Origin of the sequence: Streptomyces sp. NPDC046821, assembly GCF_040645335.1 — a bacterium.
Lineage (GTDB): Bacteria > Actinomycetota > Actinomycetes > Streptomycetales > Streptomycetaceae > Streptomyces.
Window position 1 is genome coordinate 77,046 of sequence record NZ_JBEYYB010000013.1, and the last position, 20,142, is coordinate 97,187.

Genomic DNA, 20,142 nt, shown 5'->3' on the forward strand with positions numbered 1-20,142 from the left:
CCCAGTAAAAGGAGAACGTGATGTCTCGCATCGCGAAGGCCGCAGCTGTCGTGCTCGGCACCGGCGCCGTGGTGATCAGTGGTGCCGGCCTGGCCATGGCCGACGCCGGCGCCCAGGGTGAGGCCGTCGGTTCGCCCGGCGTCATCTCGGGCAATGCGGTCCAGGTCCCGATCCACGTCCCGGTGAACGTCTGCGGCAACACCGTGAGCGTGATCGGCCTGCTGAACCCGGCCTTCGGCAACACCTGCGCCAACACCGACCACGAGGGCGGCAGCGGCAACGGCGGCAGCACCGGCGACCACGGCTACGGCGACTGATCAGAGCCTGAAAAAGGCCCCCGGCGCAGCTGCGCGGGGGCCTTTCCCATGGGCGAAAGCGGAGGCGAAGGCCTCCTATGTGTACCGGTACAGATCCCCGTGCCCGATGAGCGACCGCGGCTTCACGTCCCACGGCGGCATCGGCTGGTCGCCCGCCACCACACTCCCCGTCCCCGAGGCCTTCCTCGCGGGCAGAAAGGCCGTCGACTGCGGATGCCGCCGCTGCCAGCGGTCCCACAGCAGGTCGATGAACGAGTGGTGGAGCCAGAACACCGGGTCGTTCACGGAGGCGGCGCCCAGCATGTGCCCGCCGATCCAGCGGTGCACCCGGTTGTGATTACGGAACCGGGCGTTGCCCACCCCCGACGTCCACCCCTCCAGCTTGTTGCGGAACCCGCGCGAGGAGGTCGAGTTCCAGGGGGCGGAGTCGTAGAGCGAGTCCCGCATCGCCCACTCCAGTTCGTCCTTGGTGGGCAGATTCATCGGGTCGCGTGGGCGGCCGAATTCGCGGGTCAGGAACTCGCCCTCCGTCACCGCCTCGTTGATGTTCCAGTTGCCGCTGTCGTAGGCGAACGGCCCCGTCATCACGCGCTTGTCGGAACGGCGGCCGTTCCCGCCGAGGAAACCCTCACCCCAGATCGAGGAATGCGGCGAGCGGTCCACGGTCCAGTCCCAGTAAGGGACGGAAACCCCGGGGTCGACGTTCTGCAGTGCCCGTTCGAATTCCAGCAGGAAGCGGCGGTGCCAGGGCAGGAACGTCGGCGCCATGTGCGCCACCGGATGCCCGCCGTCCCCGTCGCCGATGTAGAACTCCACATGCATCCGCACGAAATCGTCGTACTGTCCCGAGCGCTTGACCGCGAGCACCGCGGACACGAAGCGCTTCTTCTGCGCCGTCGTGAGCGTGCTCTGGTTCTGCCGCGTGTAGACCAACGCCGTCCCCGTTCATCGTCGTTCTGCGTGCCGCCGTACTCGGGCGCCGCGATCAGGTCGCCGTAATCCGGTCGCCGTACTCAGAGCGCGTCGCGGCGCAGCATCTGGTCGCCGAGCTCGTCCACGGCCCCCCGGGCGGCGCCCAGGGGGGTGGCGTACGACTGGTAGTGGTCGACCATGCTCAGGTAGGTGCCGTCGGCGCGCCGCATCAGATGCAGCGGCCGGCCGTCGACCGTGACGTTCCAGGGATGGGCGCCGGAGGCGTCGGCGTGTGCGCGCATCGACATCGCGCCGCGCTCACCGCGGATATGGCGTCCCCGGTAGGTCTCCTCGAAGTCCGCGCCGGCTGCCTTCTCGTCGTCGTGCGGCTCGCGGAACGCCCGGCCGACGAGCGCGGCGGCCGGCACCACGGCGGCGGCCACCGCGATCCCGATCGCCCCCCGCACCACGGCCTTGCGGGGGACGCCCCCTCCGCCGGCGCGGACCGGACCCAGGCGTGACGTTCCGGCACCCACTCGCTTTCCCCTCTGCACCATCTGGCCCCTCCGCATCCTCATGCGAGGTCGAGGACCGCGCCCGGCGTCGTCTTCAGGAGCGGCGATTCGAGCCCGGCCTGCGGCAGCGCCACGTCCGGCAGCCCCATCCGGTCGGCCCGCGGACCGGAGAGCGGCGGGTTCACCGACGCGCCGGGGGTCGCCGTCTGCACGGGGGAGCCGGGAGTGGCCAGGCCCAGATGATCGATCTTGTGATCCCCCGTCAGATCGGACAGCGGCGCCACGACCCGGGTCGCGGGCAGTTCGGTGCTGAGCGGAACGGCCGGCAGCAGCGGCTGGGGAAGCATGTGTCCCGTGGTGAACCGCGGCGCTTCGGGCCGGCCCGGCAGCGGAACCGGAACCCCGGTCGACAGCTCGGGCGCCTTCACGTGGAGGGCGTTCTCCACACCGTTCAGCGGGACGGGTACGGGTACCTGGCCGCCGCTCGCGGCGGCGGGGGCGGCCCCCGCGCCCGCGGCTGCGAGGCAGCCGGCCAGTACGGCGAATGTTCCTCGGGCAGTTGACTTCATGGTGTGCACGGATCCTTTCGGGCTTCGCGGCACTTGTCACCGCGAAAGGACTAACGACCCGGTGGGCGAGATCAGTGCAAACTTCCCCCAGCCGGTGGAACCAGCCGGAGCTTCAGCTGGTCCAGAAATCCCACCAACGGGTGAGAACCAGCATTCCGATGATTCCGACGTGCAGGACCGGGAGCACCCAGGTGAACTCGCCGAAGAAGGACCGGAGCCAGGGCGGCGCGGGCAGGAATCCCTTGCGCACGTTGTACGAGGTCACGTACCAGAACATGGTGATCGTGGCGACCCACGCGAGGCTGCACCACAGGCACAGCGCGTTGATCCGGTACAGCGACTCGAACTGGAGCCAGGTGCAGAAGCAGACGCCGAACAGCGTGCCCGCGTTGAACGTCAACCAGTACCAGCGCGGGAACCGCCCCCGCGCCAGCAGGCTCATCCCCACTCCGATCACCACCGCGTAGGCGGCGAGCCCCAGCATCGGGTTCGGGAACCCGAACACCGAGGCCTGGGCGCTCTTCATCACGCTGCCGCAGGACACCACGGGATTCAGGCTGCAACCCGGCGTGAAATTCGGGTCCTTGAGCAGCTTGAACTCGTCGAGGGTGATGACCCACGCCGCGAGCAGCCCCGCCGCGCCGGTGATCACCAGAAGCAGGGCGAGCCCGAGCGAAGCGCCTTCGGCGGCGTTCGGCGCATCAACTGATCGCTCATCAAAGCGAGTTGGCTCGGACTGCCGCGGCATCATGTCCGGGCTTCCCTCGGTCCTCGTGGTTCCCATCGGGCGGCTCCTTACTTGTCAGACGCGCAGCTTGCGTACGGGGAGCAGGCAGTGGGCCGCGCCGGTCAGCGTCTCCTCGTCCCCCGCGAACGAGGTGAGGTCCGACTCGGAGACCGGGCTCCCGGGGACCGCCGACGTCCAGGGGCGGGTGGTGAACACGAAGTAGGCGTAACCGCGTTCGGCCGCCGCGGCGAGCCACTCGGGGGGCGCGACGCACTGGGCGTTGAGATAGGGCATGTTGACGACGGCCTGACCGGCCTCGACGAGCAGCGAGACGGGGAAGCTCGGGTTGCGCGTGGCGTCCACGACCTTGCCGACGGGCAGGCCGTTGTTCTCGAGCAGCGTCCGCACGGCCTCGGTCGATGCCTCCTGCCCGCCCGCGCCGTCCCCGAGGGAGTAGGCGAGGAGGAAGGGCATGTCCCCTGCCTCGTCCGGGTGTTCGCCGCTCCAGGCGATGACGGCGAGGGTGCCCAGGTCGGCGGCGCGGAAGGCGCGGTTCTCAGTCGGCGTTGAAGTCACCACGGCAGATTAGCCACGCTCGCCGGGCGCCCCGCCGACGTTTCACCCGCTTGGGTTAACGCCGCCCACTCGAACGAGAAGGCGCCGGCGCCGGACAGGCCAACAGCCAAGCGCAACCAGCCAGGCGCCCGCGCTGAACCGGCCACGAGACCGGTCCGGACAGGCCAAGAGGCCGGTCCCTGTCCGCTCGACGCGGTGGGTCCGGCCTCTTGTGGGCTGTCAGCCGGTGCGCGCGGGGGTGCGCACCTGGGGTGTCAGCTGTTCTCGCCGGCGTTTCCGAAGGCCGGGTTGAGACCGGCGATGCCGTTGACCGTGTTGCCCACGACGTTGACCGGGACGTGGATCGGCAGCTGGCCGAAGTTGCCCGAGCCGACACCGGGGGAACCGACAGCCGCGCCCTGGGCGCCGGCACCGTCGACGGCGAAGGCGCTGCCCGAGGCGGCACCGGCCGCGAGACCGGCGGCAGCCATGACCAGAGCAGCCTTCTTGGCGGAGTTCATCAGAAAAGCCTTCCCGATTGGAGTTTTTTGCAGCTTATGGAGTGATTTGCATGGCGGACGGCAGGAACACGCCCGCGCGGAGCGCTACTTGCCGAGGGGAAGGCCGCCGAGGAGACCGGCGGGGGCACCGGCACCGGCGTCGTTCAGCTTGTCCGCCGTGCCCTGCACCGTGTTGAGGACCGAACCGCCCTGCTGGGTGTCGAGCATGTTGGTGTGCAGCGGCTGGGCGTCGAGCACCGACTGACGGCTGAGGGTGTCGACCGCGCCGTTCAGGCTCGTCGGCGTGAGGTCGGAGGCGAAAGCGGGTGCGGCCGCACCGGCGATGACCAGGGATCCGGCGACGACGGCGGCGGCCTTCAGGGGCTTCATCATGTTCCTTCCTTACGGTGACGACTTGTCACCGGCGACGGAAGGCTCAACGAGCATTTCCGGCAATGGAAACTCCGGGTCCCGAGTATTCGCGGAACCCACACGAACGAAGTTCCCTGGAGTTTTCATATGAGACTTACGAAGAGGTGAATTGTCGGCGCGGGGTCCCCGAACTGCGGCGGGCCGGACATGAAAAGCCCGTCGCGCCGGGGGAGGACCGGCGCGACGGGAGGGTGAGGGCGCCCGCTCTGTCGCGGACGCGCCCCTGTCAGGAGGGTGCGACGGGCAGCGCCGGGGCCTGCGGGAGCGAGGCGGTGGACGGCAGGGGGAGGCCGGTCGACGGGAGGGAGGGCAGCTTCGGCAGGCCCGGCAGGTTCGCGGCGGGCAGTCCGCCGCCGAGCAGGGTGGCCGCGAGCAGGTTCACCAGGCTGGTGACGACGCCCGTGGCGGCCGTGGCCACACCGGCCACGTCGCCCGCCGTGGACGCCTTGATCAGGGCGTCGACCGCGGACTGGACGGCGGCGAGCGCGTCGCTCTTGACGTCCATCGGGGCCTTGGCGGCGTTGGGGCCGGACGACTTGGGGGTCACGGGAGTGGCGGGGGCGGCGCCCTTGACGGCGTCGATGGCCGCCTTGATCGCGTCGGCGTGCTTCTGTGCGTCGGCCGCGGAGAGCTTTCCGTTGTCGGCCTTGAGGACGGCGGTGAGCAGGTCGGTGACCGGGGTGATCACGGAGCTCATGCCGCCGAGCGAGGACGCCTGGCCCAGCAGCGCGTCCGCTCCGGGGACCGGTGCGCGCAGGGCCTCGACGCCGGTGGCGCGTCCCGGATCGCTTTCGGAGGCGAGTGCCGGAGTGGCGGTGCCGAGGAGGATCGTCGCGCAGAGAGCGGCGGTGGCGAAGCGCCGTACGGGCTGAGAAGGCATGGTTGATCTCTTTCGGTGGTGTTTTTCCGATCTTGTGACCACCGTCGGATGGCTGAACGCACCGCGCAACCGAGCCGCGACACGCCGTGCGCCATCCCCCTCGCCTCTCGGCGTGTCGTGCCAGGTGGGGCGCCCGTTCGGGGTGCTGACGATCCGTTCGGGAACACCCCCCGTACGGCGCAACGCACACAACAACGGCCGCCCCCGAAGGGGCGGCCGCGGAAGGGTCCGGGGGAACCGGATCAGTTGTTGTTCTCGCAGTGGTTGCCGAAGGTCGGGTTCAGCAGACCGATGACGTCGACCGTGTTGCCGCAGACGTTCACCGGAACGTGGACCGGCACCTGGGCCATGTTGCCCGAGAGGACACCGGGGGAGTTGGTGGCGGCACCCTGCGCGCCGGCGTCTGCGGCGGCGACACCGGCGGTGCCGGCCAGCGCTGCGGCGGCAACGGTGGAAAAGACAAAGGCCTTCGCGGTACGCGACATGGGGAAGAGCTCCTCGGTCGGTTGGTACGTCTCCGGGAATAAGTCCCGGCGCGTGGCTCAACGCTTGTTCCCGGTGCGGGGTTTCGCCCCCGATCGGGTGATGGAGCGCCATTGACTTAACTGCTTTCACCATTCCGACACACATGACGAGCTTCACGGTTAAATGCTCATCGGTCGGTACAGTGACTCACCTCCCAGCTCGGCGAGGCGATCGCACAAGTGGCACCATTTAAATGTGACTTTCGCATTCTCATTCCGTGATTGAAAAGCTCTTCGTCCCTGAAAGGGAATCGGTCATGCGTCATCCCTTCGGCTCGCTCCTGAGTCGCCGGGCCAGACCCGTCGTGCTGCGGAACACCGCCAACTCCGCGGAAGACGTGCTCAGTTCGAGCATCAGTGAACCGGGACGCGCGCAGCCGCGAAGAACTCCCGCGTACGCCAGCACCCCCGGCTACGACTCGGACGTCTTCGCGGTCGCCAGGGGCAGCAGGCAGCGGGGGCCGGGACTCGGCCTCCGGATGACGCCGCGGCGGGACACGGCCTGGACCGGCGTGCTCTTCGCGGCAGTCGACGCCAGGCCCTAGCGCGTTTCCCCCCAGCACCATGACCAAGGGAAACGCGTATGCAACTGACAGCGACCCCCTCCGGACCCCGTGTCCTGCACGTCACCCAGCCCGTCGACGGCGGAGTGGCCCGCGTCGTCCGTGATCTGACCCGCGCCCAGCTCGGCGCCGGTATGCGGATCAGCGTGGCCTGCCCGCCGGACGGCCCCCTCGCCGGCTCCCTGCGCAGCATCGGCTGCGACGTCCTGCCCTGGCAGGCGACCCGCTCGCCCGGGCCCGGCATCGCCCGTGAAGTGCGCGGCCTCGCCAAGCTGGTGGCCCAGGTGAAGCCGACCGTCGTCCACGCGCACAGCGCCAAGGCCGGACTCGCCGCGCGTCTCGCCGTACGCGGCAAGGTCCCCACCGTGTTCCAGCCGCACGCCTGGTCCTTCGAGGCCGTCGACGGTCCCACCGCCCGGCTCGCCCTGGCCTGGGAGCGGCGCGGCGCCCGCTGGGCCTCCCGCGTCGTGTGCGTCAGCGAGGCGGAACGGGCCACGGGCGAGCGCGCCGGGATCACCGCGCGCTGGGACGTCATCCCCAACGGGGTCGACCTCACCCGCTTCGCCCCCGGCGGCGAACCGCGCGAGGCCACCGCCGATCCGCTCGTGGTCTGCGTCGGACGCATCTGCCGGCAGAAGGGGCAGGACGTCCTGGTGCGCGCCTGGCCCCTCGTGCAGGAGCGGTTCCCCAGGGCGCGGCTCGTGCTCGTCGGGGACGGACCCGACGCGGAGACGCTGCGCCGGCAGGCCACCGCCGCTGTGCGTTTCGTCGGGGCGGGCGACCCGGTGCCCTGGTACCGGCAGGCCGACCTCGTCGTACTGCCGTCCCGCTGGGAGGGCATGGCGCTCGCGCCCCTGGAGGCCATGGCCTGCGGGCGGCCCGCCGTCGTCACCGACGTGGACGGCGCCCGCGAGTCCATGCCCGCCGACCTCGCGCCCCACTGCCTCGTCCCCCCGGACGACCCGGCCGCGCTCGCGCGTGCCCTGACCGGTCTGCTGCGCGACCCCCACCGGCTCGGGGCCCTCGGCGAGGTGGCCCTCCGGCACGCCCGCACGCACCACGACGTACGGCGCACCGCCGACGCGGTCGCAGACGTGTACCGCGAACTACTGGGCGCGGAGCCCACCGAGTGCAGGGAGCCCCTCAACACGTGACCGCGGAACGTACCGTTGCCTCCCCCGCGGGGCAGTCACGCGCGACTGCCACGAGCACCCTGCTCGCCGCGGTCATCCCGCCACGCGCCGCCGCGGGCGGCCGGCTGTCCCAGGCGGGCCGGCCTCCGGCCGAGCGCCACTCCTCCCGCACGTCCCTCCTCGCGGCGGACGCCACGGCGGCCGTGCTCGGCACCCTGGTGATCGAGCCGGTCCAGCGCCACCCCCTGCTCGTGATCGCGCTGGTCGCCGCCGTCGCGGCGGCCAACGCGCGCGCCGGGCTCTACCGCTCCGACGTGCACCGTTTCCTGCTCGACGACCTGCCGGCGCTCGCCGGACGCGTCGTCGCCGTCTGGTGCGTCATGGCGGCCGGGCTCGCCGCGCTCCCGAAGCTCGACCGGCTGCCGGCCGCCACGCTCGGGAGCGGCATCGTGCTGCACTGCGTCCTCGCGGGCGCCTGCCGCGGCATCGTCTACTGGCGGCGCCGCGAGGCCGCGGCGCGCCGCCCCTGCCCGACCCTCATCGTCGGCCCCGGGACCGCCGCCCGGCAGGTCGCCGCCGCGCTCCTGCGCCACCCGCGCTCGGGTGTCCGCCCGGTCGGCATCCTGGCGGCCAAGGAGCTCGAACGCCCGGCCGGCGACGGCCCCGAGCTGCCCGTCCTGTCCACCGCCGACGAACTGCGCCGCGCGGTCATCCAGAACGGGGTGCGGCGGGTGATCCTCCTCGACGGACCCGTCGGCGCAGCTTCTCCCTCGCCCGACTGGGCCGCCTGCCAGTCCGTCCTGGCCGAACACGACTGCGCCGTATGGGAGTTGGACCCGAAAGCCCCGACCGCCCCGGCCGCGTACCCGTACCCCTCGCGGCACCTCGCCGGGTTCCGGTACCGGCCGCAGCCGGCGTCGCCCGCCGCGCGGCCCGGCAGTGCCGGGAAGCGTGCTCTCGACCTCGTCGTCTCCGGGGCCCTGCTCGTCCTCGTCAGCCCGGTGCTGCTGGTGTGCGCCGTGTGGCTGCGCGTCACCGAGGGGCCCGGCGTCGTCTTCCGGCAGGAACGTATCGGGAAGGACGGCAAGCCGTTCACGCTGCTGAAGTTCCGTACGCACCGGCCGAGCGACGCGATGGAGTCCGCCACGCGGTGGAGCGTCGCCAGCGAGCAGCGGATGCGGTGGTTCTGCCGGTTCCTGCGGCGCACTTCCCTGGACGAGTTGCTCCAGCTGTGGAACGTCTTCCGCGGCGACATGAGCCTCGTCGGGCCGCGCCCCGAACGCCCGTACTTCGTCATGCAGTTCAGCGAGACGTATCCCGGTTACGCGGCGCGCCACCGTATGCCGACCGGCATCACCGGGCTCGCCCAGATCCACGGACTGCGCGGTGACACCTCGATCGAGGACCGCTGCCGCTTCGACAACGCGTACATCGACAGCTGGTCGCTGTGGCAGGACGTCAGCATCCTGGTCCGCACGGCGGCCGCGCTCGTCCGTTCCACGGGGAGTTGACCCGGGTGACCGCCACCGCCGCGGACGCCGGTCCGCGTACGGCTCATGCGACCACGGGGGCGCGGCCCGCACCGGCGGCCGCGCTCGTCGCCGCCGTCGGCCGGTACGCGCCCGTGCTCCCGGCCGTCCTCATGGTCGCCGTGCTCGGGCTGCCCATGGCGCCCGGCACCGCCGGGTCCGGGGGCGGCAGCCTCTCCGACGCGGTGTCCGGCCTCGTCGTCGCCGTGTGCGTGGCCGTCACCGTGCGGCGCGCCGAGCGGCCCCTGACCCGTACCGCCGCCGTCGTCCTCGGGCTGCCCGTCGTCGGGATCGCGCTCGCCGCGGCCGGCGCGGACTCACCGTCGACGGCGCTCGTCGGCATGGTGCGCTACTGCCAGATCTTCGTCCTCGTCCCCGTGTCCGTCCTGGTCCTGGTCCGCGACCGCCGCGACTTCCGGCTCCTGGCCTGGTCGTTCGTGGGACTCGCGCTGTGGCAGGGCGTCATCGGCGTCGAGCAGTACCTCACCGGGACCGGCGCCTCGTACATGGGCGAGGACATCCGCGCGGTCGGCACGTTCGGGCCCACGGACGTCATGGGCATGGCGACAGTGGTCTCGTACGGGCTCGTGGCCGCCGTCGGCCTGGCCCTCGGCGCCCGCGACGCGGCCCGCCGCACGCCCGCCCTGCTGTGCGCCCTCGCGCTGCTCGTGCCGCTGGCCCTGTCGTTCAGCCGGGGCGCGTGGATCGCGACCGTCGTCGCCTGCGGCGCACAGGTGCTGCTCGGCGGAGTGCGGCGCGCCGTCCGCCTGTTCGCCGTGGCCGCCGCGGCCGCCGTCGTCCTGGTGGGCGGCCTCGGTGTCGGTACGTCGATGCTCCAGCAACGGATGAGCAGCATCACGCAGGTCACCGACGCCCCCGACCAGTCCGTCACCGACCGGTACACGATGTGGGCGGCGGCGGTCGACATGTGGCGCGAGCATCCCGTGACGGGCGTCGGCCTCAAGGGATTCCCGGCCCACCGCGACAGCCACGCCTCGCTCGCGCTCTCCTCGGGCAGCGACACGGCGGGCGCGGGCGCCGCGTTCGAGAAGCAGCCGCTGCTGTCGCCGCACAACATGTATCTGCTGATCCTGAGTGAGCAGGGGCTGGTCGGCCTTGTGGGGATTGCGGGGGGATGGCTGGCGCTGCTGGTTCTTGGGCTGCGGAGGCTCGGGCGGGATGCGTCGGGCAGGGGTGAGCGCGCCGCCGATTGCGCCCTCGTCGCCTGCGGCCTCCTCCTCTGGCAGCTCGTCGACTTCGTGTACGCCGACATCGGCGGCCCCTCGACCGTGCTGACCGGACTCGTCATCGGCCTCGCCGCGTCGTGGGGCCTCGCGCCCCTGAAGGAGGCGGGCCCGCGGTGACCCTTCCCACCGCGGGCGGCTCCACCCGTACCGCCGTCCCCGCCCAGGCGGCCGCCACCGCACCGCCCGCCCCCGCGCGCGCCAAAGGCCTGAGCGGCCGCCTCGCCAAGGCCGCGCTGCTCACGGCGCTGCTGTCCGCCGCCGGTTCGGTCCTCGGGCTCGCCCGGGACCAGTCCCTCGCCCACCTCTTCGGCGCCGGCACCGAGACCGACGCCTTCCTGGTGGCCTGGACCGTCCCGGAGTTCGCGTCCACGCTCCTCATCGAGGACGGCCTCGCGTTCGTCCTCGTACCGGCGTTCAGCGCGGCCATCGCCCGCCGCGCGCAGGCGGCCGGCCGCGATCCGGTACGGGCCCTCGTCTCGACGTCACTGCCCCGCTTCGGCCTCGCGTTCCTGGCGGCGGCGGTGCTGCTCATCGCCGGGGCGCCCGGCATCGTCCACGTGCTCGCCCCCGGCCTGCCCGACCCGGGCCTCGCCGTCGACTGCACCCGGCTGACGGCCACCTGCGTCCTGACGTTCGGCCTGACCGGCTACTGCAGCGCGGCGCTGCGGGCCCACAGCTGTTACGTACCGCCCGCCGCGATCTACGTCGCGTACAACGTCGGCATCATCGCCACGATGCTCGCGGGCGGGGCGCGCTGGGGGGTGCGGTCGGCGGCGATGGGGGTTGCCGTGGGCGGGTTCCTGATGGTGGCGATCCAACTGCCCGCGTTCCGGCGGAGGTTGAGGGCGGCGAAGGCGGCGGAGCGCGTCGCGGACACCGGCCGACCCATCCCCGAGCACACCCCTGACCAAGCCCTCGACCAACCCCGCGCCCTCCGCCTCGCCCTCATCGCCGCCGTCCTCGCCTTCGCCCTGTGCCGGCAGTCGCAGGTCTTCATCGAGCGCTTCCTCGCGTCGTCGCTCGCCCCGGGCGCCATCTCGCACCTCAACTACGCCCAGAAGATCGCCCAGTTGCCGATGGTGCTCTCCCTGATGCTGTGCACCGTCACGTTCCCCGTCGTCGCGCAGGCCGTGGCGCGCGGTGACATCGCGGCGGCCCGCGCCCGCGTCGAGCGCGACCTTGGCCTCGCCGCCTGCGTCGTCCTCGCCGGCGCCGCAGCCGTCGTCGCGTGCGCCCCGCAGATCGTCCAAGTCCTGTTCCAGCGCGGCGCGTTCACCGCCGCCGACACCGCCGCCACCGCCTCCGTCATGCGCGTGTACGCCCTCGGCCTCCTCGGCCACTCCATGGTGGGCGCCCTGGTCCGCTCCTACTTCTCCGGGAGCCGCCCCACCTGGTACCCGGTCGGCGCGATGGCCCTCGGCATGGCCGCCACCGCCGGCGTGGGCGCGTGGGCCGTCGGCCCCTGGGGCGTACGCGGCATCGCCGCCGCCAACGCCTTCGGGATCACGCTGACCGCCGTGCTCCTGCTCGCCGCGGTGAACCGGCGCGGCGTCCCCGTCGACGTACCCAAGGTGCTGTCCGAGCTGGTCAAGCCGATGGTCGCCGCCGTGGGCGCGACCGGGGCCGGACTGCTCGCCGCGGCTTCCTGCCCGTCCCCGGTCACGGCGGGCGCGGCCGGCTGTCTCGCCGTGCTCGCCGTGTTCTCCGTCCTGCTGTGGGCGCTGCGGGCCGAGTGCCTGGCGCCCCTGGCCCCCGTAGTCCGCTCCATGACCAGAAAGCTCCGGAATGCGCGTTGACACAGGACGCACCGAGACCAGAACCCCCTCCCGGGCCGTGGCCCGCACCCGGCACCTGCTGCCGGCCCGGCCGCTGTGGGTGGCGATGTACCACTCCGTGGACGACTGCCGCGACGACCCGTACGGCATCACCGTCTCCCCCGAACGCCTCCAGGAACAGCTGTGCTGGCTGCGTACGCGCGGGCTCCGCGCCGTGAGCGTGGCGCAGCTCCTCGAAGCCCGCGCCCGCGGCACCGACCGCGGACTGGTGGCCCTCACCTTCGACGACGGCTACGGCGACTTCGTCGAGAACGCCCTGCCGCTCCTGCGCCACTACGACTGCGGCGCCACCCTGTTCGTCCTGTCCGGCCGCCTCGGCGGCGAGAACGAGTGGGACGCGCTGGGCCCCCGTAAACCCCTGCTCTCGGAGCGCGGCATCAGGGCCGCGGCCGCCGCGGGCGTCGAGATCGGCTCCCACGGCCTGACCCACGTCGACCTCACCCGCGCCGACGACCGCGTGCTGCGCGAGGAGACCGAGGGCAGCCGAAGACGGCTGGCGGAGCTGACCGGCCGCGAGGCCGACGGCTTCTGCTACCCGTACGGCCATGTGGACCGCCGCGCCGTGGACGCCGTCCGCCGCGCCGGGTACCGCTACGCCTGCGCCATCTCGCCGGGCACACTCACCGGCGCCTTCGCGCTGCCCCGCTTCCATGTCGGCCAGGAGGACGCGCCCTGGCGCCTGGAGCTGAAATTGCGCCTGCACCGCCTGCGCCGCCGCTCCGTCAGCGCCTCGGAGGCCCGCACATGAGGACCCTGCACGTCATCACCGGCCTCGGGACCGGCGGCGCCGAACAGCAGCTGCGGCTCCTGCTCCGCCATCTGCCCGTCCACAGCGACGTGGTGACCCTGACCAACCCGGGCGCCGTCGCCCGCGGCCTCACCGCCGACGGCGTCCGCGTGACGCACCTCGGCATGACCGGCAACCGCGACCTGGGCGCCCTGCCCCGGCTCACGAAGCTGGTCCGCGAGGGCCGCTACGACCTCGTGCACACGCACCTGTACCGCGCCTGCGTCTACGGCCGGTTCGCCGCGCGCCTCGCCGGGGTGCGCGCCGTCGTCGCCACCGAGCACTCGCTCGGGGAGAGCCAGATGGAGGGGCGCCCGCTGTCCGCCGGGGTCCGCGCGCTCTATCTCGCGGGCGAGCGCGTGGGGCGGGCCACGCTGGCGGTCTCCCCGTCGGTGGCCGAGCGCCTCGCCCGGTGGGGCGTCCCCCGGCACCGCATCCACGTCGTCCCCAACGGCATCGACGTCGGCCGCTTCACCCACGACTCGGAGCGCCGCACCGCCACCCGGCACGAACTCGGCCTGCACCGGGACGACTTCGTCGTGGGCGGGGTGGGCCGCCTCGTGCCCGGCAAACGGTTCGACATCCTCGTACGGGCGATGGTTCAACTGCCGGACTACGTAAGGCTGTTGCTCGTCGGCGGCGGGCCCGAAGAGGGGCGGCTGCGGGAGCTAGCCCGGGAGGCGAGGGTCGGGCGGCGGGTCGTGTTCGCGGGGGAACGCCCGTACGCCTCCCCGTCCGGCCGCGTCGACGACCCCGACCTCCCGGCCCTCATGGGCGCGATGGACCTGCTGGCCTCCCCGTCCGCCGACGAGGCGTTCGGCCTCGCCGTCGTGGAGGCACTCGCGGCCGGCCTGCCCGTCCTCTACGTCACCTGCCCCGCCGTCGAGGACCTGCCGCCGCACCTGGAGACGGCCGCCGTCCGCGTCCCCGGCGACCCCGAGTCGTTCGCACAGCAGACGCTGCGGATCCTCGCGGCCCGCCCGTCCGCCCGCCCCCCGTCACCGGCGGCACACCACTACGGCATCACGCGCTCCGCCGAACAGCACCTGCGGCTGTACGAGGCGGCGGTGAGCGGCCACCTGCGCAGCCCTGATCGAGACCCCCATCGAGACCCCGCGACTTCGAGACCCTGAGATTTCGAGAGTGAGTAAGACATGACCGACGCTCCTCACCGGCGGGTCCGCCCGGCCGGTCCGCTCGCCCGGACGGCGGCCCGCGTGAAGCGCCTCCCCCTGTGGTCCCTGATCGTCGCCGGGGTCCTCCTGGGCGGCCTCACCGGCGGCCTGTACGGCGTACTCAAGACGCCCACGTACTCCGCCACCAGCTATGTGATCGCCGTGCCCGACGAGAAGTCCGACCCGCAGGCCGCGCTCGGCTTCGCCCAGGCCTACGGGCGCGTCGCCACGCAGATCGCGGTGCTCGGCGACGCCCAGGTGTCGGCGGGCGTCCCCGTGAAGACCCTCCAGGACAGCGTGACCGCCCAGACCTCGCCGGACGCGCCGATGGTCGCCGTCTCCGCCACCTCCGCCCGGCCGGGCCAGGCCGCCGCCATGGCCAACGCCGTGGCACGCGCGCTGACCGTCGCCGCCGACCACACGCAGGACAGCACCAAGGTGAAGCTCCTGCAGTTCTCGCGCGCGCTGGAGCCCACGTCCCCGTCGTCCCTGTCCCCGCTGGTCACCGCCCTCGTGGGCGCGAGCGCGGGCGGTCTCCTCGGCGGGCTCGTGATGCTGGTGCGCCCGCGCCGCGAGCACCGGGAGCCGACCGCGACCGTCCCCGGCCCGGCCCCCGCCCCGGCGCCCGCCGCCGAACTGCAGGGCACCGTCTGATGAGACTGAAGAACAGTGGCCTCACGGTCGAGGTGTGCTCCGACGGCGAGCGGTTCGGCGCCCTGGACGCGGAATGGCACACCCTGTACCGAGGCTCGCGCACTGCCACCCCGTTCCAGAGCCACGCCTGGCTGCATTCGTGGTGGCTCTCGTACGGAACGGGCCGCGGCCTGTGCGTCGTCCTGGTCCGCGACGGGGACCGGCTAGTGGCCGCCGCTCCGCTGATGCGGCGGTGGCGTCCCGTACCGGCCCTCGTCCCGCTCGGCGGCAGCATCTCCGACTTCTGCGACGTCCTGATCGACGACAGCCGCGCCGCCGACCTGTCCCGCCGTGCGGCCCACGCCCTCCAGTCCGCGCTCTGGAGACTGGCCCTCACCCACGTCATCGACTTCCGCGAGGTCCGCCCGGGAGGCGCCGTCGAGCGCCTCTACGACCGCTGGCCGGGCCCGAAGCGCCGCCTCGACGACTCGCTCTGCCTCGAACTGCCGCCCGTACCGATGGACGACATCGTCAGCCGCCTCCCGAGGGCACGCGCGCAGCGCGCCCGCGCCAAGATGCGCAAGCTCGACGCCCTCGGGATCGAGCGCCGCGTCGTCCCGTACGACGAGGTCGACGGCTCGGTGCGCCGCCTCGTCGAGCTGCACCGACTCCAGTGGCAGGGCCGCAAGGTGACGACGGAACACCTCCGTCCGCGCTTCGGCGAACACCTCACCCGCTCCGTCGCGCTCATGGCCAGGTCGGGCGACGCGATCGTGACCGAGTTCCGTATCGACGACACCGTCCTCGCCGCCGACCTGACCTTCCTCTCCCCGCGCCTGGCCGGCGGCTACCTCTACGGCGCCCACCCCGGCCTGCGCGAACGCAAGGCCGACGTCGCCACGATGCTGCTGCGCTCGTGCAGCGAGCACGTCCAGGACCGTGACTCCGGCGCCCTGAGCCTGCTGCGCGGCGACGAGCCGTACAAGCACCACTGGCGCCCGCACAGCGTCGTCAACCAGCGCTTCGTCCTCGCCCGCCCCACCACGGCGCCGGGCCTCGCCCTCGCCGTCGGCGACGTCACGGCACGCCGCGTGGCCAAGAAGGCGCTCGCCGCGTGGAAGGCCCGGGGTGGCGACAGTTCCTGAGGACCCTGCCGCCACCGGTCACGGCCGGGGCGGCTCAGGAGTTGCGCGACCACCAGTCGAAGCGCACGCACAGCTTCCCGCCGAGCCAGTACTCCACCCAGTCGCCGAAGTCGAGCGGCGCGCAGTTCGGCGGCGGGGTGACCGGCGGGGTCACGGGCGTCGCCGGCTCCGTGGGCTCCGGCACCGACGGTTCGAGGCGCCCGGAGAGCACCGAGCGGTAGACCTGCGACGCCTTGGGGTTGTCGTCGCACTGCCACACCCCGTGCGGGCAGTAGTCGGTGAGCGTGTTGTAGAGCGGCTTGTGCTGGTCGATCCACGCGAGCATCCGCTGCATGTACTGCGGGTTGTCGCCGTTGCGGAACAGACCCCACTCCGGATACGAGATCGCCTTCTTGTGCTCCTTGGCGAAGTCGACCTGAGCCTGGAGCCCGTACGGCTCGGAGATCTGCCGGTCGAACGACTCGCCCTCGGGCTGGTCGTAGGAGTCCATGCCGACGATGTCGACGACGTCGTCACCCGGATAGCACTTGGTCCACGGGACGGCGTCCCGGCCCCGGCTGGGCGTGAAGTCGAAGCGGAACTTCTGCCCCGGCACCGACCGCATCGCGGTCACGATCCGCTTCCAGTACGCCTTCCAGGCCTCCGGGTCGGGCCCGCACCGGTGGGTGTACGTCGTCCCGTTCATCTCCCAGCCCGGCACGATCACCGTGTCGGGCACCTTCAGGCCGACCAGGCGCTTGGCGAGGGCACGGAAGTGCTCGTCGAACTCGCCGGCCGCGCCCCGCTGGAGGAGCGCGCGGACCTCGGCGTCGCCGAGATGGTCCTCGTTGCGTTCCAGCATCGGGACGTTGAGCACGAAGATGCGGTCGGCGCGTGCCTGCCGCCATTTGGCCCAGGAGTCCAGGAACCCGGGGGCGCCCTCGATGTTGCTCCACTGGTCCCCCGGCAGGTACGTGTGCCCGACGCGCAGCTCGGACCCGCCGAGCCACTTGCTGAGCTGCGCCATCCGTGTCACGCCGGCGGGCCCGTAGTCCAGGTAGGCGCCGAACGCGGGGTAGACCGGGCCGGGCTGAGGGTGCGTCACCCCATCTGTCGGGGTCTGGGTCGGGGGCGGCGTCGGGGTGGCCGGTGGGGGCGGAGTGAGGCCCGGCGTGGGGGCCGGTGCCGGCGGGGTGGATCCGGGGGGTGCGGGCGGCGGCTGCGTACCGGGGGCGGGGGACGCGGAGCCGGCCGGCGGCGTGTCACGGGGCGCGGCGGCGGCCGACCCGGCGCTGACGGAACCGGAAACGATCACCGCTGAGGCGAGGATCCCGGCAGCCTTCAACGGGATGCGCCGGCCCATGGTCCTTCGGCGTTGTGGGGACATGCCAACTCCTCGTGCCGCACTTCCTGCATTGCTGACACTCAGTCATATGAACGCGTGACGCGCCATCGGGAGACCACCCCGAGCACCGCTTTCGTCGCCCGTACGGGTCAACCCGGTCAGCCCGGTCAGCTCGGTCAACCACACGAAAGGAATCTCCCCGCGTGCTCGACGACGGCGTTCCCGCTGTGCTGCTGCGGATCGACCCGAACCCCTTCCACCACGGGACGCTCGGCGCGGTGCGCTCCCTCGGCCGCGCCGGCGTCGACGTCCATGTGGTGGCCGCGTCGGAGCGAAGTCCCGTACGCCGGTCCAGATTTCTGAGCGGGGCGCACCCGCCGCCGGGCCCGGACGCGCCGCCCGCCGAGGTCGGAGCGGTGCTCCGCCGGGTCGCGGCACAGGTCGCCGGGCCCGCCGTCCTCATCCCGATGGACGACGCGGGAGCCGTCGCGGTGAGCCGGCTGCGCGCCGAACTCCTCACCCGCTACCTCCTGCCCGACCAGCCCGCCGGCCTCGCCGAGCGCGTAGCGGACAAGGCCAGGCTCCCCGAGGTGTGCGCGGCGGCGGGCATCTCCCACCCGGCCACGGTCACCCCGGAAAGCCCCGAGGAGGCACGTTCGGCCGTACGGGAACTCGGCCTGCCCGTCGTCGCCAAGTGGAGCCGCCCCTGGCTCGTCCCGCCCGGCACCGGCCTGCGCAGCACCCGCGTGCTCCACAGCGCGGACGAGGCGGCCGCCCTGTACGAGCGCACCGGGGAGGCCGGCAGCCGGCTGCTCCTCCAGGCGTACCTGCCCGCCAGTGCGGGCGGCGACTGGTTCTTCCACGGCCACGTCGACCGCCGGGGCGTGCTGCGCGGCGGCGGCGCGGGCCGCAAGCAGCGCTCCTGGCCGCGCGGCGCGGGCCTGACGACGGTCGGCCGCTGGGTCCCCAATCCCGACCTGGAGGCACTCGTCGACCGGCTCGTCACGACGCTCGGCTACCGAGGCATCCTCGACGCCGACTTCCGCGTCGACCCGCGCACCGGCCGCTACTGCCTGCTCGACCTCAACCCGCGCCCGGGCGCCCAGTTCCGCCTCTTCGCGGACGACGCGGGCCTGGACGTCGTACGGGCCCTGCACCTCGACCTGACGTACCGGCGGCCGCCCGCGCCACGGACCGTCCCCGGGCGGATGTTCGTGGTCGAGAACTACGCGCCGTTCAGCGCGCTGCGCGGTGCGCGGGCGGGGCGCGAACTGGCCTGGTACAGCCGCGACGACCCCGGGCCGGGCCTGGCCATGGCGGGCCTGTGGTGCCGCCACGTGGCCGGACGCCTGTGGCGCGGGGCGCCCGTACCGCAGTCCGGGAGCGATGAACACCCGCACCCGACCCCCGTGATGGACGAAGAGAAGGCGAGCTGCCGCTCATGCACGACCTGCTGATTGTCGGAGCGGGCCCCTACGGGCTGTCCGTCGCCGCCCACGCGGCGGCCGCCGGCCTCGACGTGCGGGTCTTCGGACGCCCCATGGCCTCGTGGCGCGACCACATGCCGCGCGGCATGTTCCTGAAGTCGGAACCCTGGGCGTCCCACCTCTCCGCCCCGGGCGCCGGCTTCGGCCTCGACGCGTACTGCGCGCTCCAGGGCACCACGGCCCGCCATGGCGAGCCGATCCCCGTCGAGACGTTCGCCGCGTACGGGCTGTGGTTCGCGCGCTCGGCCGCGCTGCCCGTGGACGAGCGCACGGTGACGACCGTGGACACCTGCCCCGGCGGCTACGCCGTGCGCACCGAGGACGGCGAACTCGTCCGCGCCCGCGCGGTGGCCCTCGCCGTCGGCGTGCTCCCCTTCGTGGAGATCCCCGGGACGCTGCGCGGCCTCGGCCCGTCCCTGGTCACCCACAGCAGCCACCACAGCGACCTCGCCCGCTTCCGCGACCAGGACGTCACCGTCGTCGGCGCGGGCCAGGCAGCCCTGGAGACGGCGGCTCTCCTCGCCGAACAGGGCACGCGCGTAAGGATCGTGGCCCGCTCGACGGCCCTGTCCTGGAACACCCTCCCGCCCCCGTGGGCCCGCCCCTGGTGGCAGACCCTGCGCGCCCCGCACAGCGGCCTCGGCTGCGGCTGGCGCAACTGGTTCTACGCCGAACTGCCCGGCGCCTTCCGCCACCTCCCGGAGACGACCCGCGCCCGCGTCACCGCGACGGCCCTCGGCCCGGCGGGCGCCTGGTGGGTACGGGACCGGGTGACCGGCCGCGTCGACATCCACCTCGGCCGCGAGATCCGCGAGGCGCGGCTGTACGGCGGCCGGCTGCGGGTGGCGACCTCGGGACCCGGCGACGGGCCCCCGGAGTTCGAGACAGACCACGTCATCGCGGCGACCGGCTTCCGCGCGACCTACGCCCGCATGGGAATCCTCACGCCCGCACTGCGCGCCGCACTCGGCCCGGACCGGCACGCGGCCCCCCGAGTCGGCGCCGGCTTCGAGTCCCGTGTGCCGGGCCTCTTCCTCGCGGGCCTGACCACCGCGACGGACTACGGCCCCTCGATGCGCTTCGTCCACGGCGCCACGTTCACGGCCCCCCGCCTCGTGCGCGGCGTCCGGCGACGGCTCAGGGAAGAACGCCCGGCGGCAGGCGTCACGTTGCCGGGCAGCAGGGCGGCGCGGGAGCACGTACCGGCGGCCGAACGCTGAAGGCGTCGGACAGATGACGGGACCGCCGCCGCTGCGTTGTTCACGGCCCCTGCCTCGTGCGCGGCGTCCGGCGACGGCTCAGGGAAGAACGCCCGGCGGCAGGCGTCACGTTGCCGGGCAGCAGGGCGGCGCG

The 20,142-nt window shown here is 73.0% G+C and carries 22 protein-coding genes; 12 read left to right on the forward strand and 10 right to left on the reverse strand.

All coding sequences use genetic code 11. The features are described 5' to 3' along the window. Positions 1–20: 20 nt before the first annotated feature. Positions 21–317: a chaplin gene (locus ABZ893_RS26230; protein WP_361407940.1), complete on the forward strand. Its 297-nt coding sequence runs from the start codon at positions 21–23 to the stop codon at positions 315–317. A gap of 75 nt (positions 318–392) precedes the next feature. Here ABZ893_RS26230 and ABZ893_RS26235 read toward each other — a convergent pair whose 3' ends face one another. From ABZ893_RS26235 to ABZ893_RS26275, 9 genes are all read right to left on the reverse strand, one after another. After that, positions 393–1,250 (reverse strand): tyrosinase family protein, encoded by an 858-nt coding sequence (locus tag ABZ893_RS26235; RefSeq protein WP_361407942.1) that lies wholly within the window; start codon positions 1,248–1,250, stop codon positions 393–395. An 80-nt stretch (positions 1,251–1,330) separates the two neighbouring features. Then, on the reverse strand, positions 1,331–1,786 hold the full coding sequence (locus tag ABZ893_RS26240) for a tyrosinase family oxidase copper chaperone (protein WP_361407944.1): 456 nt from the start codon (positions 1,784–1,786) through the stop codon (positions 1,331–1,333). 17 nt (positions 1,787–1,803) lie between these two features. Further along, on the reverse strand, positions 1,804–2,313 hold the full coding sequence (locus tag ABZ893_RS26245) for a hypothetical protein (protein WP_361407945.1): 510 nt from the start codon (positions 2,311–2,313) through the stop codon (positions 1,804–1,806). Between the two features lie 112 nt (positions 2,314–2,425). Continuing rightward, entirely contained in the window at positions 2,426–3,064 is a 639-nt protein-coding gene (locus tag ABZ893_RS26250) for a vitamin K epoxide reductase family protein (RefSeq protein ID WP_361408282.1), read from the reverse strand. 51 nt (positions 3,065–3,115) lie between these two features. Further along, on the reverse strand, positions 3,116–3,616 hold the full coding sequence (locus tag ABZ893_RS26255) for a DUF5949 family protein (protein ID WP_361407947.1): 501 nt from the start codon (positions 3,614–3,616) through the stop codon (positions 3,116–3,118). Positions 3,617–3,870: 254 nt separating this feature from the next. Further along, a complete protein-coding gene (locus ABZ893_RS26260) occupies positions 3,871–4,116 on the reverse strand; it encodes a chaplin (RefSeq protein WP_361407949.1) in 246 nt (81 codons plus the stop codon). Positions 4,117–4,200: 84 nt separating this feature from the next. Next, positions 4,201–4,485 (reverse strand): hypothetical protein, encoded by a 285-nt coding sequence (locus ABZ893_RS26265; RefSeq protein WP_361408285.1) that lies wholly within the window; start codon positions 4,483–4,485, stop codon positions 4,201–4,203. 268 nt (positions 4,486–4,753) lie between these two features. Next, positions 4,754–5,407, reverse strand: a complete 654-nt coding sequence (locus ABZ893_RS26270) for a hypothetical protein (protein WP_361407951.1) — start codon at positions 5,405–5,407, stop codon at positions 4,754–4,756. A 242-nt stretch (positions 5,408–5,649) separates the two neighbouring features. Continuing rightward, complete coding sequence (locus tag ABZ893_RS26275) at positions 5,650–5,892, reverse strand: chaplin (RefSeq protein ID WP_361407952.1); 243 nt, start codon at positions 5,890–5,892, stop codon at positions 5,650–5,652. A gap of 296 nt (positions 5,893–6,188) precedes the next feature. Here ABZ893_RS26275 and ABZ893_RS26280 point away from each other — a divergent pair, with 296 nt between their 5' ends. From ABZ893_RS26280 to ABZ893_RS26320, 9 genes are all read left to right on the forward strand, one after another. After that, a complete protein-coding gene (locus tag ABZ893_RS26280) occupies positions 6,189–6,476 on the forward strand; it encodes a hypothetical protein (protein WP_361407954.1) in 288 nt (95 codons plus the stop codon). Positions 6,477–6,514: 38 nt separating this feature from the next. Then, the gene (locus ABZ893_RS26285) at positions 6,515–7,648 is read left to right on the forward strand and encodes a glycosyltransferase family 4 protein (RefSeq protein WP_361407955.1); all 1,134 of its coding nucleotides are present in this window, start codon (positions 6,515–6,517) and stop codon (positions 7,646–7,648) included. Continuing rightward, positions 7,645–9,138 carry an exopolysaccharide biosynthesis polyprenyl glycosylphosphotransferase gene (locus ABZ893_RS26290; protein WP_361407957.1) on the forward strand — a complete coding sequence of 498 codons (1,494 nt, stop codon included), beginning with the start codon at positions 7,645–7,647 and terminating at the stop codon, positions 9,136–9,138. Before ABZ893_RS26285 ends, ABZ893_RS26290 begins: the two co-directional genes overlap by 4 nt. A gap of 131 nt (positions 9,139–9,269) precedes the next feature. Next, positions 9,270–10,520: an O-antigen ligase family protein gene (locus ABZ893_RS26295; RefSeq protein WP_361408288.1), complete on the forward strand. Its 1,251-nt coding sequence runs from the start codon at positions 9,270–9,272 to the stop codon at positions 10,518–10,520. Further along, a complete protein-coding gene (locus ABZ893_RS26300) occupies positions 10,517–12,199 on the forward strand; it encodes a lipid II flippase MurJ (RefSeq protein ID WP_361407959.1) in 1,683 nt (560 codons plus the stop codon). The genes ABZ893_RS26295 and ABZ893_RS26300 overlap by 4 nt, the downstream gene beginning before the upstream one ends. Before the next feature lie 85 nt (positions 12,200–12,284). Then, positions 12,285–12,986, forward strand: a complete 702-nt coding sequence (locus ABZ893_RS26305) for a polysaccharide deacetylase family protein (RefSeq protein WP_361408291.1) — start codon at positions 12,285–12,287, stop codon at positions 12,984–12,986. Next, a complete protein-coding gene (locus ABZ893_RS26310) occupies positions 12,983–14,158 on the forward strand; it encodes a glycosyltransferase (RefSeq protein WP_361407961.1) in 1,176 nt (391 codons plus the stop codon). The genes ABZ893_RS26305 and ABZ893_RS26310 overlap by 4 nt, the downstream gene beginning before the upstream one ends. 21 nt (positions 14,159–14,179) lie before the next feature. Continuing rightward, complete coding sequence (locus ABZ893_RS26315; protein WP_361407963.1) at positions 14,180–14,854, forward strand: lipopolysaccharide biosynthesis protein; 675 nt, start codon at positions 14,180–14,182, stop codon at positions 14,852–14,854. Next, entirely contained in the window at positions 14,854–15,978 is a 1,125-nt protein-coding gene (locus tag ABZ893_RS26320) for a GNAT family N-acetyltransferase (RefSeq protein WP_361407965.1), read from the forward strand. The genes ABZ893_RS26315 and ABZ893_RS26320 overlap by 1 nt, the downstream gene beginning before the upstream one ends. A gap of 34 nt (positions 15,979–16,012) precedes the next feature. Here ABZ893_RS26320 and ABZ893_RS26325 read toward each other — a convergent pair whose 3' ends face one another. Continuing rightward, positions 16,013–17,344: a glycosyl hydrolase gene (locus ABZ893_RS26325; protein WP_361407966.1), complete on the reverse strand. Its 1,332-nt coding sequence runs from the start codon at positions 17,342–17,344 to the stop codon at positions 16,013–16,015. A 161-nt stretch (positions 17,345–17,505) separates the two neighbouring features. Here ABZ893_RS26325 and ABZ893_RS26330 point away from each other — a divergent pair, with 161 nt between their 5' ends. Next, positions 17,506–18,759, forward strand: coding sequence for an ATP-grasp domain-containing protein (locus ABZ893_RS26330; protein WP_361407968.1), 1,254 nt, complete (start codon positions 17,506–17,508; stop codon positions 18,757–18,759). Beyond that, complete coding sequence (locus ABZ893_RS26335) at positions 18,744–20,009, forward strand: NAD(P)-binding domain-containing protein (RefSeq protein WP_361407970.1); 1,266 nt, start codon at positions 18,744–18,746, stop codon at positions 20,007–20,009. Before ABZ893_RS26330 ends, ABZ893_RS26335 begins: the two co-directional genes overlap by 16 nt. Positions 20,010–20,142 lie beyond the last annotated feature (133 nt).

Coding starts and splice junctions, on each gene's coding strand:
- ABZ893_RS26230 (WP_361407940.1), top strand. CDS start 21: ATGTCTCGCATCGCGAAGGCCGCAGCTGTCGTGCTCGGCACCGGCGCC.
- ABZ893_RS26240 (WP_361407944.1), bottom strand. CDS start 1,786: ATGGTGCAGAGGGGAAAGCGAGTGGGTGCCGGAACGTCACGCCTGGGT.
- ABZ893_RS26245 (WP_361407945.1), bottom strand. CDS start 2,313: ATGAAGTCAACTGCCCGAGGAACATTCGCCGTACTGGCCGGCTGCCTC.
- ABZ893_RS26250 (WP_361408282.1), bottom strand. CDS start 3,064: ATGATGCCGCGGCAGTCCGAGCCAACTCGCTTTGATGAGCGATCAGTT.
- ABZ893_RS26260 (WP_361407949.1), bottom strand. CDS start 4,116: ATGAACTCCGCCAAGAAGGCTGCTCTGGTCATGGCTGCCGCCGGTCTC.
- ABZ893_RS26265 (WP_361408285.1), bottom strand. CDS start 4,485: ATGAAGCCCCTGAAGGCCGCCGCCGTCGTCGCCGGATCCCTGGTCATC.
- ABZ893_RS26270 (WP_361407951.1), bottom strand. CDS start 5,407: ATGCCTTCTCAGCCCGTACGGCGCTTCGCCACCGCCGCTCTCTGCGCG.
- ABZ893_RS26275 (WP_361407952.1), bottom strand. CDS start 5,892: ATGTCGCGTACCGCGAAGGCCTTTGTCTTTTCCACCGTTGCCGCCGCA.
- ABZ893_RS26280 (WP_361407954.1), top strand. CDS start 6,189: ATGCGTCATCCCTTCGGCTCGCTCCTGAGTCGCCGGGCCAGACCCGTC.
- ABZ893_RS26285 (WP_361407955.1), top strand. CDS start 6,515: ATGCAACTGACAGCGACCCCCTCCGGACCCCGTGTCCTGCACGTCACC.
- ABZ893_RS26295 (WP_361408288.1), top strand. CDS start 9,270: ATGGTCGCCGTGCTCGGGCTGCCCATGGCGCCCGGCACCGCCGGGTCC.
- ABZ893_RS26305 (WP_361408291.1), top strand. CDS start 12,285: ATGTACCACTCCGTGGACGACTGCCGCGACGACCCGTACGGCATCACC.
- ABZ893_RS26310 (WP_361407961.1), top strand. CDS start 12,983: ATGAGGACCCTGCACGTCATCACCGGCCTCGGGACCGGCGGCGCCGAA.
- ABZ893_RS26315 (WP_361407963.1), top strand. CDS start 14,180: ATGACCGACGCTCCTCACCGGCGGGTCCGCCCGGCCGGTCCGCTCGCC.
- ABZ893_RS26320 (WP_361407965.1), top strand. CDS start 14,854: ATGAGACTGAAGAACAGTGGCCTCACGGTCGAGGTGTGCTCCGACGGC.
- ABZ893_RS26325 (WP_361407966.1), bottom strand. CDS start 17,344: ATGTCCCCACAACGCCGAAGGACCATGGGCCGGCGCATCCCGTTGAAG.
- ABZ893_RS26335 (WP_361407970.1), top strand. CDS start 18,744: ATGCACGACCTGCTGATTGTCGGAGCGGGCCCCTACGGGCTGTCCGTC.